We start from the raw sequence: 16,727 nt of genomic DNA on the forward strand, positions 1-16,727 counted from the left end.
CTCACCCCCGCGCCCTCACGACAGCAGACGTGCGTACCGGTCACGCCAGGGACTCGCCTCCTCGACCTGGGCACTCAGCGCGATCAGTGTGGCCTCGTCGGCGGGGCGGCCCACGAGCTGGACGCCGACGGGAATCCGGTCCCCGTCGGTCCAGTACAGCGGAAGGCTCACGGCCGGCTGACCCGTGATGTTGTACGGACTGGTGAACGCGCTGAACGCGCTCTGCCGGCGCAGGTTCAGCAGCGGGTCGCCGGACTCGTCGAAGAACCCGACGCTCTGCGGGAGCGTCGCGAGGGTCGGGGTGAGTACGACGTCGTACTGCTGTGTCGCACGGATCGCACCGCGCGCCGCACTGTGCATCCCGGTGACGGCCGCGGCGAACTGCTCGCCCGAGATCCCGCGCCCGTACTCCCGCCAGGCCCGAGTCACCGGCCGCAGCAGCGCCTCCCGCTCGGCGTCCAGCCGGCGCCCGAGGGACTGCACACTCCACGCGGTCGCGAAGTGGCCGGAGATCTCGGGGCCGAAGGGCGTGGGCATGTCCTCCACGGTGTGCCCGAGGCTCTCCAGCAGGCGGGAGGCCTGTTCCCAGGCGGCCAGGCACGCCGGGTCCACCGTGATGCCCTCGGCGGCCGGTGTCGCGTACCGGCCGATGCGCAGCCGCCCGGGAGGCCTCTCGGCGTGGCCGAGAAACGTCTCGCCGTCCGGCAGCGGCGGCGCCCAGTGCGGGTCGCCGGGTTCTGGCCCGGCCAGCACATCGAGCAGGGCCGCCGCGTCACGCACCGACCGCGCCAGCGGACCTTGTACGGCAAGACCGGTGACCTCGGAGCCCGAAGGGCCCGAACTGACGCGCCCGCGCGAGGGTTTGATGCCGAACAGACCGCAGATGCTCGCCGGGATCCTGATGGAACCGCCGCCGTCACTGGCGTGCGCGACGGGGACCAGGCCGAGCGCCACGGCCACCGCGGCCCCGCCGCTCGATCCCCCGGCGGAGAGCTCCGGGTCCCAGGGGTTCAGGGCAGGGCCCGCGAGATCGTTGTCCGTATAACAACAGCACCCGAACTCAGGGGTGTTGGTCTTCCCGAGGCTGATGGTCCCGGCCGCGCGCATCCGGGTCACGCTGTGGGCGTCCTCGGTGGGGACATGACCGGCGAAGGCCTTCGACCCGTACGTGGTCGGGATCCCGGCCGTGTCGACAAGGTCCTTGACCGCGGTCGGCACGCCGAACAGCGCCGAAGGGTCCCCGGTCCGGCGCTTCTGGAGCGCCGCCGCCTCGGAGAGTGCCGCTTCGGGGGTACGCGCCAGGAAGACACCGAAGCGCTCGTCGTACTCCTCCGCGCGATCGAGATGGTGGCGTACGAGATCCAGCGGGCCCACCTCGCCCTTCCTCACGGCGGCGGCCTGTTCGAGCGCGGTGAGTTCATGCAGGCGCGTCGGGGCGGTCATACGGTGTGTCCTTCCTGGGTGCCTGCCTTCATCTCGGCGACCTGCCTGGCCACGGCTTCCTCGTGCAGTTCGAGGTCGCGCCGGGCGTCACGCGGCCGCCATCGGCCGGTCATCACGAAAACGAACGGCAGGAACAGCACCTGCCCGCCCAGGCACACCCACCACCAGGTCTGCCACTTGCCCGGGTTGTCGGCACTGGCCTTCTGCACCTCGGCGCCGTGCTCGCGAAGGATCTTCAGCTGCGGCGCCGCCTTCTGTACCGTCAGCAGCCCCTCCGTGCCGACCTCCTTCTGTGCGCGGGCGAGCAGCGAGGCGGGGACCTTGTCCGGTGCGTACGCGCCGAGTTCCGCGAAGAGCTTGGGATGCGCCTCGGTCACCGCCAGCGCCGGGCCGGCCTGGACCGAGGCCTGCGCGACCGCGGGACCGTGCTCGATCAGCGGGGTCACGGTGTTCACCACGAGCGGTACGAAGGCGGCGGACAGGGCGACCGTGATGCGTACGGTCCAGCCCCAGATGGCGAGCCCCGTCGCGGTGGCGGCCGGATTGTGCCGTTCCACGGTCTCGGTGAAGCTCGCCATCCACGGGGAGTAGGCGATGCCGCTGGTCACGCCGATGCCCGCCACGATCAGGGCGAACGTGTAGTAGTCGGTGTGCGCTGCCGTGGCGCGCAGGGTGAACCACAAGGTGAAACCGATGGACCCGATCCCGCCCAGCAGCATGAACGGCTTGCGCACGCGCAGCCGGTCGGAGACGAGGCCCGCCACGACGAGCGCGACGGCGTTCGCTCCCCAGTACCAGTTCAGGAGGGCGTTCGCGCGCTGCGCGGAGTAGCCGAAGGCCGTCGCGAAGTAGAGGACGAAGTTGCCGACGGCGGCGTAGTACAGGAGCAGATAGAGGCTGATGGCCACGGCCGACCCGATGACGTCGAGGCGCAGCATCTGACGCCACTGGCCGTGCGACGAGGAGTTGGTGTCGATGCCCTTGGCGCGGGCCTCGATCAGCGCCCGGTCCCGCAGACTCACCATGATCTGGTCGCGCAACGCCGGGGCGAGCTCGCGCAGGCCGAACAGGGCGACGACGAACAGGACCAGACCGCTGATACCGGCGAAGCGGATCTCGTCGTGCCAAGTGGTGTCCCCGCCGTAGGTGCGCGAGGTGACGGCGGTGACGACGAGGCTGCCGATGATCGGGCCCATCGTCCAGTAGCCCATGGCCGAGGCGCGGCCCAGCTGCGGTGAGAAGTCACGGATGAGCGCGGGGGTGGCCACCAGGATCATGCCCTCGACGAACGCGATGGCGGAGTAGATGAGCAGATAGCTCACCTTCCCCGGCGCTTCGGGCAGCGCGAACGTGGTGAGCAGGCCGACCGCCAGAAGGCCGTAGACCACGATGTTGGCCCGGCCCCAGCGATCGGCGAGACCGGCCACCAGTGAGGAGAAGGCTCCTACCGCGTTGGCGGCGACCGATATGTACACGAAGTACAGGAACGTCATGTGGTACTGGCCGATGATGGCGGTCGACACCGCGTACTGGATGTACAGCTGGTAGTAGAGAACGATCGTGACCAGCACGACGATCCCCAAGTACCAGTACCGCGCGCCGCGTTCGGGGTACCCGTCGAGCCGTCGCGAGCCCAGGCCCCGCAGCACCGTGGGCGCCGTCCTGGTCGTACGCGGCTCCGTCGTCGCCGGTGGCGAAATCGACACCTTGCCTCCCATGGCTGGTCAACGGCACGCCGCAGTGCGTGCTCGTCGGCGCGAGGGTAGTACCGACCAGTCGGTACGGAGAAGGGGTCGAACAGAACTTTCATGCGACCGGCGCTCGTTCCGGGTGGCGGACGGGGCCATTCGGCCCGCTTTCCGGGTGGCGTCGCGCGGGCCGCCGGAGCAGGGTGGTGAAGCGGACGGTGGCACTTGCGACGCGTCGCAGCGAGGGAGAGCAGGCCGAGGGCAGCTGCCTCGCTCCTGGCCGTCGCCTCGCGTGTCCCGGCCGGAGCGAGGGGCGCTATGGCGAATGCCCGCAACTCCCATACGGGGTGCTCTCCCCTGCGGCTCTGCGGAAGGTCGCGGAGGAGCCGGCTGTGCTGTGACCGGGCGATCGGTCCTGTGGGGCGGCGGGCGCCCCATCAGGAACGTTGGCGTACCTGATGGGCGATGTGCGGATGTTCCTCACCTGAGGCTGGTGAGCAGGGTTGTGGCGAACCAGGTCAGATGCGTGACCAGCGCCTCGGCGTCGTCCGTCATGCCCCGCTCCAGCCAGTCGATGATCACCTCGGTGACGCCCGCCACCAGGGCGAGCAACATGCGTTCGTAGCCTTGCTTGTCGCGGGGGCGCGTGATCGCACGCCGGGTCAGCCGGCCGAACAACTCGGCGTTCTTGCGCAGCAGTCCACGGCGGCGGAGCTCCATGCGCGGCGCGTTGATGTAGATGACCCGCGCCGATTCGGGGTGCTCGACGAGCATCTGGACCAGTGTCGTCATCATGGGCCGGTAAAGGGCTTCGAGGTCCTCAGGCTCCTTTGGGGCGGCCGCGGCGATTCCGGCCAGGAGCCAGTCGTTGCGCTCGTGGTGGACGGCCCTCAACAGGCTCTCGCGGTCGGTGAAGTCCTCGTAGAAGTACCGTTTGGACACCTTGGCGCGGGCGCACACCTCGGCGACGGTGACCTCGTCGTACGAGCGCGCGGCGAAGAGCTCCAGTGCCGCCTGCATGATGCGGCCGCGCCGGTCGGCCGCACGCTCCTCGCGCGACTGGCCGCCGTACGTCCCGCTGCGCGAGGTTGTGCCCTGCACCTGCTCGCCCACTTCGTGTTCCCCCTCGTGCCGCGGACCTGTTCGCCGCAGTGCCCTGTGCCGGCGCGACGACCATAGCCCGGCCGGTGCGGAGCGGTTCGTAAAGAATCAAGAACGCGAGCGTTCCAGAATCTTGTGCGCGCCTGCGGCTGCTCGCATACTGCTTGCCACATCGCCCTGTGCACAGCGCATGTGCCCGGACCGCATCAGCGATCGGGCATCCCGTCATCAACAGGAGCCGCCGCGTGTCCGTCTCATCGTTCGTCACCGACGACGCCCCGCCCGGTGCGCTCTCCCGGCTGTGGCGCCGGGACCTCGCCTCGTACCCGGATCCCGCCCGCCGCTACGCGTGCCTGGGCATCGTGATCGCCACGACGATCGTTCTCTACTACCTGCTCTACGTGCAGTACGCGGTCGCCACCTCGATCATCGCGCACTACGACATGACCTTCGGATACTTCATCCTCCTGTCCGTCCTGGGCAACGCGATCGGCGCCTTCGCCTCCCTGATCGCCGGTCTCGCCGACCGCTGGGGCCGCGCGAACATGGTCGTGTACGGGCTCCTCCTGGCCGCCGTGCTCGTCCTGTTCCTGCCGAGCGCACAGAACAAGACGGCCTACCTCGTTCTGTTCTCCGCGCTCTACTTCATCGAGGGCATCGTCCTGGTGGCCACACCCGCGCTGATCCGCGACTTCTCACCCCAGGTCGGCCGCGCGACGGCCATGGGCTCGTGGACCATGGGCCCCGTCATCGGCAGCCTCGTCGTCACCTCGGTGACCAGCGCGACGCTCGACACCTCCAGCTGGCAGGACGAACTCCGCTACGCCGGTGTCAGCGCGCTGGTCGTCTTCGTCATCGCCCTGCTCGGCCTCAAGGAACTCTCGCCACGGCTGCGCGACCAGGTCATGGTCAGCCTGCGCGACCGCGCCCTGGTCGAAGCACGCGCCCGCGGCATCGAGGACAGCGCCCGGACCGGCGGCCACTGGCGCCAGATGATGCGCCTTGACGTCATCGGGCCCGCCTTCGCCATCAGCGTCTTCCTGCTCTTCTACTACGCGGCGGTCGGCAACCTCGTCATCTATTACTCCGCCACGTTCGGCTACAGCGAGCAGCGTGCCAATGCCCTGGCCAACTGGTACTGGGCGGCGACCGCCGTCTCGCTGATCTCGGCGGGTGTCCTTTCCGACCGGCTGGGGGTACGCAAGCCCCTGATGCTCGTGGGCGGGGTCGGATCGGTGGCCGGAACCGCGGTGTTCGCCGCTCTCGCCACGCACCGGGACACCGGGTACTACACCTTCGCGTGGCTCTTCGTCGGCATGGGCGTCTTCAGCGGGCTGACGTACGCGCCGTGGATGGCCGGCCTCACCGAGACCGTCGAGCGCCGCAACCCGGCCGCGACCGCCACCGGACTCGCTGTCTGGGGCTGGATCCTGCGTGTCGTCGTCGCCGTCTCTGCGGCGTTCCTGCCGGTCGTGGTGGCCTCGGTGACGCCGATAGCCGAGCACGGGAATGAGGTACGGAGTGCGCAGGTCGCGGCCGGCCCGGCGCTGGCCGTCGTCTCCGCACACCAGCCGCTCTTCACCGAACTCGCCAAGTACCCGCCGGGCAAGGCTCCCGGCGAACTCCAGGCCAGGGCGGCGCAGGAAGTGGGGCTCGCCGATCTCGCGGTCGTACAGAAGGCACAGCCACAGCTGAAGGTCCTGCAGGAGCACGGGAAAGAGGTGGCGAAGGCCGCGAAGGACGGGCCGGGGGAGTGGCGCACCTGGTGGCTCGTCTGCATGGGGGGACAGATTGTGTTCCTGCCCTTCGTCTTCGTGATGAAGGGCCGCTGGAGTCCGCGCGGCGCGCGTGAGGACGCCGAGGCACACCAGGCGGCGGTCGACCGCGAACTGAACGCGCTGTCGACCGTCGCGTGAGCCGAGTGTCCTGTCAGGGCGCCGGTGCGTCCCGCTCCGGTCCTGCGGGGTGGAATGCGGCCTGCACCACGGACTGCGCCGCGGATGTGTACGGGGGCAGGAACACCTCCGTCAGATCGCCCGTGCCGCGTACCACCACGCCTCGCGGGTTGGAGAACTCGCGGAATCCCTCGACGCCGTGGTGGCGGCCGTAACCGCTGTGTCCGACGCCGCCGAAGGCGAGGGCGGGCAGTGCTCCGTGGACGGCGCAGACGTTGACGCAGGCGCCGCCGGACGTGGTGTGCCGCAGTACGTGTTCGGCCACGGCGGGGTTCTTGCTGAAGACGTACAGGGCCAGCGGTCGGGGTCCGGCGTTGAGTTCGGTCAGGGCGTCGGTGAGGTCGTCGTACCCGATGACGGGCAGGACGGGCCCGAAGATCTCCTCTTCCATGAGGCGCAGTCCGGCAGGCGGGTCGATCACCAAGGTGAGCGGAAGGCGCCTGGTCGCGGGGTCCCCGGGGCCGCCGAGGGTGAGAATCCGTGCCCCGGCGTCCCGGGCCTGTTCGACCATGGCGGTGATCCGCCGCAGATGGCGTCCGGTGATGAGCCCGGTGCAGTCGGGGCCGGAGGCGTAGTCGGGCAGCGCCTTGGCGATATGGGCCTGTGCGTGGGCGACGAACGCGTCGAGGAGCGTACGAGGAACGAGGACGTGGTCGACGGAGATGCACATCTGGCCGTTCTTGACGAGCTTGGTGCCGATCACTTGGCGCACGGTGTCCGCGTCCACGCTGTCCGTGTCCAGCAGGGCGGGGCATTTGCCGCCGAGTTCCAGGGTGAGGGGTGTCAGGTTCGTGGCCGCCGCTCGCGCCACCTCACGCCCGATCCGTGGGCTGCCGGTGAACAGCAGATGGTCCCAGGCCACGGCCGGGAAATGCCGGGCGAGCCCGACTCCGCCGACGCTGACGGCCACCCGGTCCTCGTCGAATGCCCCGGTCACCATGCGGTGCAGCAATTCGGCGCAGGCGGGGGCCTCCTCGGACGGTTTGATCACCACTCGGTTGCCTGCGGCGAGCATCTCGGTGAGCGGGCCGAGTGCCAGGTCGAAGGGGAAGTTCCAGGGGACGATGAGTCCGATGACGCCCTTGGGCTGGTAGCGGACCGTGGCCGTCGCCGTGCCGAACAGGGTGGGGTCGGCGTGGCGTTCGCCGTCGGCCATCCACACGTCGAGTTCCTTTGCCGCGTACTGCGCGCGGCCGGCGAAGCCGAGGACCTCGACGAGGTCGGTGAACAGCGGTGGATGGACTCCGAAGTCGGCGCTCATGGCCGCCCGTATCTCGTCCCGGTGGCTGAGCACCATGTGCGCCAGGGCGGCGAGATGGGACTTGCGTTCACTCACGCTCGGATACGGGTCGGTGAGGAACGCCCGGCGCTGTGTGGCGTGCAGCCGCCGCAGTTCGCTGATTGCCTGAGCGTCGTCGTCGGCGGCGGCTGTTCGGGGCGCGGTGGTGTCGGTCATACGACTTCTCCTGGTGGAATGTTCGTCGGGCCGGGATCGCGGGCCAGGGCGGTCAGTCCGGCCCGCAGGAGAGACACGGTCATAGCGCTGTGGTGCTGGGCCTGCAGGTGCTCGGTGAGGACGGCCAGCTTGAAGAAGGCCAGCGCGAGGTACCAGTCGAGGCGGTCCAGGTCGAGCGGTCGGTGGTGTTGGTAGCGGGCCAGCAGGGATGCTCCGGTGGGAAGGTCCGGATGCGGTGCCGCGAGTACGTCCACGTCGGTGGGCATCGCGCCGTTCAGCGATGCGTAGTAGACGAGGAAGAGCGCCACGTCGGTGAGCGGGTCGCCGACGGTGGCGAGTTCCCAGTCGAGTACGGCTGCCACCCGGTCATCCGCGTCGATCAATACGTTGTCCAGCCGGTAGTCGCCGTGGATCAGGCAGGCGGGTGCACCCGCGGGTACCTGTGCGGCCAGGCGACTGTGCAGCTGCTCTGCCTCGGGCAGCGCCCGTGATCCGGTGGCCGTCGCGAGCTGGGTTTTCCAGCGGCGTGGTTGGCGGGCGAGAAATCCTGCGGGGCGTCCGAAGTCGGCCAGGCCCACCGCGGCGGGGTCGAGCGCGTGGATCCGGGCCAGGTGGTCCAGGAGGTCGCGAACGATGGCTCCACTGCGCCGCGCCCCGAGCGGGGCGAGGTCCTCGGCGCTCCGGTAGACCGTGCCGTCCACATGATCCATGACGTAGAAGGGCGCCCCGATCACCACCGGGTCCGGGCAGAGGAGCACTGGGGTGGGGACCGGCACCGCCGAGTCCGCCAGGGCGGACAGCACCCGGTATTCGCGTCCCATGTCGTGTGCGGTGTCCGGCAGTTGGCCCAGCGGTGGGCGGCGCAGGACGCAGCGGTGGATGTCGTCGGTCAGCAGATACGTGAGGTTCGACCGCCCGCCCTCGATGCGCCGGACTCTGATCTCGCCCACCACGTGTCCCGGCAGGGCACGGTCGAGATGGGCCCGCAGAGCGACCGGATCCACCCCCGGCGGCCCTGATGCCTGCGGACTCGTCCCCATCGGTTCGGTGTCGCGTTCTTCCTTGCCCACTCTCGCTCCTGGTCGAGGTCAGTGCAGCTCGGTGCGGCTGAGGAGACCCCTGATGGTGAGGTCGAGTGTGGTGCGTGCCTGCTCCTCGCTCAGATGCAGGTCGGTGCGCAGCGTCTCCCAGTACGGCCAGACGCTGGTGGCGAGCAGAGCGTCCAGGAGTACTTCGCGAGCGGGTGCGGGCAGTCGGGCGAGTTCCGTGTCAAAGACCGATTCCACATCGGCGCGGGCCAGGGCGAGCGTCTCCTGCTTGATCAGCCGCAGTTCCGCCGAGAACGGTTCATGAATGCGGGCGGCTCGCCAACTCGGCGCCATGGTCTCCAGCACGTGTGCCCGCTGCGCGACGAACGCCTCGATCCTTTCGGCCAGTGGGCTCTGGGGCGGGATCGGTTCGAGCAGGGACAGCAGGATCTCCACGTCCCGCCGGCCGGCGTGGGCGAGCAGGCTCTCCATATCCTCGAAGTGCATCCATACGGTGCGCAGGGACACGCCGGCCTGCTTGGCGATCCGGGGCGCGGTCGGCCGCAGGTCGCCCTCGTCGTTCAGGGCGCGAATGGCGTCGATGATGGCCAGCCGGGTGCGCTGGGAGCGTGCCGCGCGGCCGTCCGCTGGATTCTTGCTGTTGTCCGCGTCTTGGGGCGTGTGGTGCGGGGCGGTTGGTCGCTTCGTCATGTCGGGGCGGCTCCCATGCTGTGGCCGTGCGGCAGGTGGGGTGCACGATTCGGGGCGATCGTGGGTGTGCGCTGTGGCTGAGCGAGACGGCGGGGGCACGTCACGAGCCCTCGGCAGGCTGCTGCACGGCGGAACCATCCTGTGGTGCGCGGTCCTGCTCGGCGTAGGCGCGGAGCGCCTTGCGGTCGAGCTTTCCGACACTGGTCAGGGGGAGTCGGTCGATCACACGGATCTCGCGCGGATATTTGTGGGCCGCCAGATGGTCGCGCGCGTACGCGATCAACTCCGCGGGATCCGTCCGGCAGCCGGGATGCAGTGCGACGAATGCCACGACCTCTTCGCCGAGGCGGGGGTCGGGGCGGCCGACCACACCGGCTTGGGCGACGCTCGGGTGGGTGATGAGGGTGTCTTCGATGTCGCGGGGAAAAATGTTGAAGCCGCCGCGCAGGATGAGGTCCTTCTTGCGGTCGACGATGTAGAGGAAGCCGTCGGTGTCGAGGTGGCCGATGTCGCCGGTGTACAGCCAGCCGTCGCGCAGTGTCCGGGCGGTCAGGGTGGGGGCGTGCCAGTAGCCGCTCATCACCCCGGCGGAGCGTACGCAGATCTCGCCGTCGCTGCCGGCGGGCAGGGCGCGGTCCGTGTCGTCGCGGATCTCGACGGCGTATCCGGGCAGCGGCCGGCCGACGGAGTCGGGGCGGATGTGGCCGGGCCGGGTGGCGGAGACGACCGAGCCGGATTCCGTCAGGCCGTAGCCCTCCAGGATGCGGCTGTGGGGCAGGCGCTCCTGCCAGGCGAGCCGGGTTTCGTAGGGGAGTGGAGCGCCGCCGCTGTTGACCAGGCGCAGTTCGGACAGGTCGGCGTTCTCCAGGGGCTGGCCGAGCAGCATCTGGATCATGCTGGGGACCAGGGTGGTGCGCTGGATGCGGTGCTCGTGAGCGAGGGTGAGCCATTCGGCCGGGTCGAACCAGCGTTGCAGTACGGCGAGTTGAGGCTTGGGGGCCTGCCAGCCGGCCAGCGTCACGATCAGTCCGTAAGCATGGGACAGGGGCAGCGGGACGAGGGTGCGGTTGATGGTGTCGGTCAGTCCGGGTTCCTCCCCTGCCTGGTACGCGGCGAGTGAGCACGTGTGCAGGTTGCGGTGGCTGAGCATGACCCCCTTGGCGCGGCCGGTGGTGCCGCCGGTGTAGAGCAGGGCGGCCAGCTCTTCGTTCCCGCGGGTGACGATTCCCGTGGCGTCGGCATCGGCGTCGGCGGCTTCGAGGTCGGTGAAGGTGGAGACGGTCAGGGTTCCCGGCAGGCCGGCTGCCGCCTCCTCAGGGAGCTCGTCCACCAGGAGCAGGTGCTGCAGATCGGGCGCATCGGCCGCGGCCGCGGCGACGGTGGCGAGCAGGCCCGAGGCGGTGATGATCGCGCGGGCTCCGGAGTCGGTCAGGATGTGGGCGAGTTCGCCCGGGGTCACCAGGAACATCACCGGGGTGACCACAGCGCCGGACCGCCAGATGGCGTTGTACGCGACGGACACCTCGGGCCGGTTCGCCATCAGTACGACGACCCGGTCCCCCGGCCGGATGCCGAGTCGGCTCAGCGCGCCGCCGATCCTCGCGGCTCGCTCCTGCAGCTCCCCGAACCGGTGGACCTGCCCGTCGTACACCAATGCGTCGTGGTCTCCGTGTCGTTCGTACGCGGCCTCGGGGAGCAGGGCCAGATTCAACTCGTGATGGATCGACATTGCCCATCCTGCTTTCTGTCCGTGCCGGGCGCTGGTCCGGGGATGGGGCCTCACCGTGTTGCCTGGGCCCAGCGGTTGACGTGGTGGATGCTTGCGGTCATCGCCGCGAGATCGATGTCACGCACATCGATGCCCCGGCCGAGTGCGGTGAGGGTGGTAAGGGTGAGCGGCCCGCCGATGTGCTCCGCGAACTCGCCCAGTCCGTCCGGGAGACGGGGATCGGCGAGCTCGGGAACGTACGCCTGGAAGCCGAGCGCCGCGAGCAGCGACATCACGCGCCGCCAGGCGGACTTGGGCAGCAGCCCGGTGCGGTGGGCGTAGGTGGTGTCGATGGCGACGCCGAGGGCGACCGCCTCACCGTGGCGCAGCCTGAATCCGCTGAGCTGCTCCAGTTTGTGGGCCGCCCAGTGGCCGAAGTCCAGTGGCCGGCCCGATCCTGTCTCGAAGGGGTCCCCGGCGCCGGTGATGTGCTCCAGATGCAGCTGTGCGCAGCGCCGGATGAGCCGGTGCATCGCCGCACTGTCCCGGGCGGCCAACGCGGGCGCGTCGGCCTCGATGCGGTCGAAGAACTCCGCGTCCTTCAGTGCGGCGATCTTCACCGCCTCGCTCGTGCCCGAGCGCCAGTCCCGGTCCGAGAGCGTCGACAGCAGGCTCGTGTCGTTGATGACGGCCCTCGGCGGGGTGAAGGTGCCGATGAAATTCTTCTGACCGCAGGCGTTGACACCGTTCTTCACCCCGATCCCGGCGTCCGCCTGCGCGAGGACCGTACTCGGCATGCGGATCAGTCGTATCCCGCGGTGCGCGGTCGCCGCGGCGAATCCCGCGGCATCCAGGATCGCGCCTCCGCCGATGGCCAATACGTACGCATGCCGGTCCAGATGACGCTCCGCGACGGCCCCGCGGAGCGCGGATCCGTGCCACATGCCGTCCTTGGCACGCTCACCCGCGGGCAGGACGATCGGTTCGCCGGCGAACTCCAGGTGTTCGGAGTGCCGTTTGCCGTAGGCGGCCAGCCGGTCGGGCAGGGCGGGCTGTGCGGCGAGCAGCCCGGCATCCAGTACGGCGAGGACCCGGCTGCCGCCGTCGCGCAGTACCCCGGCGAGGGTCGGATCGTCGGGGTGGAGGGCGTCGGTGGTGAAGTGCACGCCGTAGCGGTAGGTGACGGTGAAGCGGGCCGTGAGCTCCGCGGTCACCAGGACATCCGCCACACCGCGCCATTGCCCGCGGCCGCGTCCATGGTGCCCTTGCCCGGCTCGAAATGGCCGAAGTCCAGCGCATAGAGGTGACCGTCCGGGCCGAACTTGACGTCGATGGGGCGCTTGAGGGGTGAGGAGACGGTGGTGGTGCTCCAGTCGCGCGGGTCCACGACGGCGAAACACCTGCCGACGCGCGGCCCACGCGGTGCGGTCATCGGTATCTCGTCACCGAACAGGGCTACCACGATCCGCCCGTCCGGAGAAGCGTCCATCTTCACCGCCGACACATGAGGCTCGAAGGCCACCAAGGGCGTCTCAGGGGCGGGGAGTTCGTCGTGATTGGCCAGCACGAAGGCGGGGGCCTCACCTCCGTCAGGGGCGAAGCGGGGGGCGTCGACCGGCACGGCGCCGATGTAGTCGGGCCATCCGTACCAGGCACCCTGTCGCACCTCGTAGAGCAGTTCGGGGACCTCGCCGACCGGGCGGCTGCCGCGGTCGTCGGCGCCCTGGTCGGTGGCCAGCAGCCGTCCGTCGGGCAGGAACAGCAGGCCGAAGGCGTTGCGCAGCCCCCACGCCACCAGCCGCAGATCACTGCCGTCCGGTGCGCAGCTCATCACCGCTGAGGTACAGGGAAGTTGCGCGGCAAGACGCGTGCCCACCGGGTGTGCGCGGCCGAACTGGGCGAACGGGCCGGTCGTCGCCGTCGTTCCCGCCTCCAGTGGGTTGTCCGTTCGGGCGCGTACTCCGGTGAGTTCGATGTCGTGGCCGGGGATGTCGACCGGGTGCGGAATCTGCTTGAGCCAGGCGATGTCGAGGGCATCCAGACCGATGATCGAGGTGTTGGTGGCCGCCCCCTGGCTGAAGTACAGCCGGCCGTCGGGGCCGAAGACGGTCATGTTGGTGTGGTAGTTTCCGCCGCCCGGCAGGTCGTCCAGGACCGTTTCCACCGGGCCGCCTTCGAGAGCGAGTCGCAGGATCCGCCCCGGCTGGCCGCCCTCGGAGATGTACAGGGCCCCGTCGTGGCAGGTCAGTCCTGTCACTGGAGAGCGCAGCCCGTCGGCCAGCAGCTCACGGTTGCTCTCGTCGACCCGCCAGACGCGGCCTCCGGCCGGTGCGCCGGCGAACGGGAGGCCGGACTCGGCGACGTACAGGCGCCCCTGCTCGTCGAAGGCGATGCCGGTGGGGAAGTGGAAACCGCGGGCGAAGGGCTGCAGGGACATGAAGGCCGTCGGGGTGATGTGGGGCCGGGCAGTGGTCATGAGGTGGTGGGCTCCTTGCCAAGGGGGAGGGAGGCCGGGGCCGCCTGCTTCTCCGCAGGTGGCTCCGGCCGCGAGGCGGGCCGTTGCAGGGAGAGCCGGGGGACGAGTCAGTACAGGCCGAGCGAACGGATGCCGCCGGGGGCGATCGCTCCCCAGGTCCAGCCGTAGCCGACGTACACCCGCCCGCCCGAGACGGTGGGGCCGCCGGCCGCACCCTTCTCGATGGCCGTGGCGCCGTCCGGGGTGCCGATGTACTTGGTGAACAGGGTCCGTCCGGTGGCGGCGCTGTGGGCGCGCAGGGTGCCTTCCCAGGTGGTGAAGTACAGCACCCCGTTGGCGATCGCGACGCCGCCGAAGCCGCCCTCCGGCAGGTCGGCCTGCCACTTGGTGGCTCCCGTCGTGGCGTTCAGGGCGAACAGCGTGGCGGCGGTGGGGCGGGCGTCGGCGCGGCTGGTCGCCGTGGCCTCGGTGTTGCCGACCGCGTAGATCGTGCCGTCGGCGTAGGCGGTGGTGTGCTCGATTCCGCCGAGCTGGGTCCCCTTGACGAGGTTCCTGGACCACACCGGGGCGCCGGTCCTGGCGTCGAACGCCTTGTAGCTGCCGCCCTTGTCCCCGGAGCCGACCACCCGGCGGCCGTTGACGTTGAACAGGTTCGGCGCGGCGCCCAGGTCGGCGTCCTTGCCGTACGGCGAGGCGTCGGAGAAGACGTCATCGGCGGTGTACTGGTGATGCCAGGCGATTTTCCCGGTGCGGTAGTCGAGCGCGACCAGCGAGTCCGACATCGGACCGGCGGGCGCGCTGTAGGACTGCCCCGTGCCGATGTAGGCCAGGCCCAGGCTCGTGTCGACCGCCGCCGACGACCACACCGACACGCCGGTGCAGTCCGCGGTACAGACGGGCGTTCGCCACTTCACGCGGCCCGTCGCGATGTCGAGGCCGACCACGCTGCCCTGGAACGGGGGGCTGGCCGGTGTGAACACCTGGAAGGAGGCGCTGCCGATGACGAGAGTGTCGCCGGCGATGACAGGCGAGGACCAGACCAGGGCGTTCGGCGTGGACTCGATGCCCGCTCCCCACTTCTTGGCGCCGGTCTTCTTGTCCACGGCGTAGACCATGCCGCCGTAGCCGGCGATGTAGACGGTGTCGCCCACCACCGCGGGTGAGCCCGGCAGTTGCGCCGGATTCAGCTTCGTCTGCCACACCGTGGCACCTGATCCGGCCTTGCGTGCCGTGAGGTTGCCCGCGAAGTCGGAGTAGTAGACGACATCGTCGACGACGGCTGGAGTACTGGTCACCGCCGCCCCCGCCGCGCTCCATTTTTCGTTGAGCCGAGCGACGTTCGCGGTGCTCAGGAGCCACTCGTCGGCGCTCCGCGTGTTGGCGAGGTCATGACCGAACGACGGCCAGTCGGTCGACACCGGTGTACCGGCCTGCGCGGCAGGCACTGCCTTTCGCTGTGGGGGCGATGCGGCTCCCGGCCCGGCCAGGGCCAGGGTGAGGGTGGCCGCGACGGCTGCCGCCAGAGCAGTGACCGACTTCTTTGTCATCACAAGCATGCTTCTGTTCGCCTTCCTTACTTCCTCGGTGCCGTACGGGGGAGGGGAGTCGAGCAAGGGCGAGACGGGGCAACTATCAGCACCCGCCGTGCAAAAAGCTGGGCTGCGGCAGGAGTATGGCCTCGTTGCACTCAAGGTGCAATAAGTTGCGCCGAGGATGATGCGGGAGTCGTGTGGTCAACGCCCGCTGCGGCAACCTGTGTTGCGCGGAGGGATGGCGGGCCGAAGGGGATGGTTGAGGGGGGGCAGGGCCCGGCAGGTGGGTATTCGGCCGCCAGTCACTTCCGCGTGCCGACGGGGAAACTTGTCGAGCGCACGACGGGAACGGACCACGGGGCGGCTATCCGACGCTAGTTCTCTGACCGATATGGTCCACGGGGTCGGCGAGACGGCCTTTATCTGTGCATGCCGGCCTGAGGAGCAGCACGGCAGCACGAACCTCCATGTCCGATACCTGCCAGCATGGGCCGTCCTGGAAAGTCAGGGTGTTGTCATGACGACGGCATCGGGAACAGACGGTATGGCTGTACTTGAAGGCATGTATGCGGCCGAGGCCCGGTATTTGGCCGCTGGCGGGCCTGGCATCGCGACCTTTGAGCCGCTCGCGCGGTTCTTCGCCGCCGATGTGGTGTTGCACCAAGCGGAGTCGCTGCCCTATGGCGGCGTGTGGCGTGGTCACGATGGCATGGAGCGTTTCTTCGTGACCATGAGCCGGGCGTGGGAGTCATTCGAGATGGTGGAGCAGAAGTTTCTGGCTACGGAGGGCACTCTCGTGGTGCTGACTCAGGTCCACGCACGTGCCCGCGCCACGGGTCGGAATCTCGATTTTCCGATGTTGCAGACGATCACCGTCGAGGATGGACGCATCACGGAAGTGAACCCCTTCTACTGGGACACCCAGATGATCGCCAGCGCCTGTACGAGCCCGGTGGACTAGCCCGCCGGATTGTTGGATCACGCCGCGTTCACGTCTCTGGGCGGCCAGGACATCGGGATGGCGGGCGTTGGCGGTGCGCCAACGCGCGAAGACCCTGCACACCGCTCGGAATCTCGCGCCCCGGCTGGTCCGGGCGTGCAGGACGGATGAGAGTGCGGTCCGTACATAGGGGTGCCCTTCCGGCCAGGGGCGGACCACTCGGAACAGGACCCGATTCCGGCAGACCTCGGTGTCTTTGCGGGAGACTGCTTCCGCCCCGGTCAGTACATATTCGTCGTTCGCCTGGACGGTTCGGTGCGCGCCGTGCACGAGGACGACCTGCATGCGGAGGGAGACGGGGAAGCCGGATATGCCTCTCGGAGGCTGCCACAACGGGCCCCTCCGGACCAGTTCTCACAGTCCGTGAACGATGCGGGGTCGTATATGTGGAGACCTCCTTGGCACTCGGCTGATCAAGCGGGGAGGCCGTATCTGTGCTGGTAGCGGGTCCGGTGGACGCACTCGTACTTGCCTCGCATGTGGGGCCCGGGACTGCTGCCCTCACGGCGCAGCCCAGACCCACCGCGTCCCGCACACACCGGCCGGCAGGTCTACCACCTCACGGTCTCGCTGCTAAAGGGCTGGAAATCGATCAACCCCGGCGTCCCGGTCAACCCTCGCGTACCAGG

12 protein-coding genes are annotated in these 16,727 nt (G+C 69.4%); 2 read left to right on the forward strand and 10 right to left on the reverse strand.

All coding sequences use genetic code 11. The annotated features are described in order from the left end of the window. Positions 1-15 precede the first annotated feature (15 nt). The 3 genes from J0695_RS15930 to J0695_RS15940 form a co-directional block, all read right to left on the reverse strand. Positions 16-1,443 (reverse strand): amidase, encoded by a 1,428-nt coding sequence (locus J0695_RS15930; protein WP_206962706.1) that lies wholly within the window; start codon positions 1,441-1,443, stop codon positions 16-18. Further along, positions 1,440-3,149, reverse strand: coding sequence for an MFS transporter (locus J0695_RS15935; protein WP_307798647.1), 1,710 nt, complete (start codon positions 3,147-3,149; stop codon positions 1,440-1,442). The genes J0695_RS15930 and J0695_RS15935 overlap by 4 nt, the downstream gene beginning before the upstream one ends. A 462-nt stretch (positions 3,150-3,611) precedes the next feature. After that, a complete protein-coding gene (locus J0695_RS15940; protein ID WP_206962708.1) occupies positions 3,612-4,244 on the reverse strand; it encodes a TetR/AcrR family transcriptional regulator in 633 nt (210 codons plus the stop codon). A gap of 233 nt (positions 4,245-4,477) precedes the next feature. Between J0695_RS15940 and J0695_RS15945 the strand changes: the two genes are divergently transcribed. Next, positions 4,478-6,148, forward strand: a complete 1,671-nt coding sequence (locus tag J0695_RS15945; protein WP_307798648.1) for an MFS transporter — start codon at positions 4,478-4,480, stop codon at positions 6,146-6,148. Positions 6,149-6,161: 13 nt separating this feature from the next. On the opposite strand, the gene J0695_RS15950 is transcribed toward J0695_RS15945, so the two are convergent. The 7 genes from J0695_RS15950 to J0695_RS15980 form a co-directional block, all read right to left on the reverse strand. Continuing rightward, entirely contained in the window at positions 6,162-7,643 is a 1,482-nt protein-coding gene (locus tag J0695_RS15950) for an aldehyde dehydrogenase family protein (protein ID WP_206962709.1), read from the reverse strand. Then, positions 7,640-8,713 (reverse strand): phosphotransferase family protein, encoded by a 1,074-nt coding sequence (locus J0695_RS15955; protein ID WP_206962710.1) that lies wholly within the window; start codon positions 8,711-8,713, stop codon positions 7,640-7,642. The genes J0695_RS15950 and J0695_RS15955 overlap by 4 nt, the downstream gene beginning before the upstream one ends. An 18-nt stretch (positions 8,714-8,731) precedes the next feature. Next, positions 8,732-9,382, reverse strand: a complete 651-nt coding sequence (locus J0695_RS15960; RefSeq protein WP_206962711.1) for a TetR/AcrR family transcriptional regulator — start codon at positions 9,380-9,382, stop codon at positions 8,732-8,734. A gap of 100 nt (positions 9,383-9,482) precedes the next feature. Beyond that, entirely contained in the window at positions 9,483-11,111 is a 1,629-nt protein-coding gene (locus tag J0695_RS15965; protein ID WP_206962712.1) for a class I adenylate-forming enzyme family protein, read from the reverse strand. 50 nt (positions 11,112-11,161) lie between these two features. Beyond that, a complete protein-coding gene (locus J0695_RS15970; RefSeq protein WP_206962713.1) occupies positions 11,162-12,304 on the reverse strand; it encodes a 3-dehydroquinate synthase in 1,143 nt (380 codons plus the stop codon). After that, the gene (locus J0695_RS15975; RefSeq protein WP_206962714.1) at positions 12,301-13,566 is read right to left on the reverse strand and encodes a PQQ-dependent sugar dehydrogenase; all 1,266 of its coding nucleotides are present in this window, start codon (positions 13,564-13,566) and stop codon (positions 12,301-12,303) included. The genes J0695_RS15970 and J0695_RS15975 overlap by 4 nt, the downstream gene beginning before the upstream one ends. A 107-nt stretch (positions 13,567-13,673) precedes the next feature. Further along, positions 13,674-15,113 carry an outer membrane protein assembly factor BamB family protein gene (locus J0695_RS15980; RefSeq protein ID WP_206962715.1) on the reverse strand — a complete coding sequence of 480 codons (1,440 nt, stop codon included), beginning with the start codon at positions 15,111-15,113 and terminating at the stop codon, positions 13,674-13,676. A gap of 502 nt (positions 15,114-15,615) precedes the next feature. Between J0695_RS15980 and J0695_RS15985 the strand changes: the two genes are divergently transcribed. Next, on the forward strand, positions 15,616-16,059 hold the full coding sequence (locus J0695_RS15985) for a nuclear transport factor 2 family protein (RefSeq protein WP_206962716.1): 444 nt from the start codon (positions 15,616-15,618) through the stop codon (positions 16,057-16,059). Positions 16,060-16,727: the final 668 nt, after the last annotated feature.

The sequence above is a fragment of the Streptomyces beijiangensis genome (assembly GCF_017315755.1).
Taxonomy (GTDB): domain Bacteria; phylum Actinomycetota; class Actinomycetes; order Streptomycetales; family Streptomycetaceae; genus Streptomyces; species Streptomyces beijiangensis.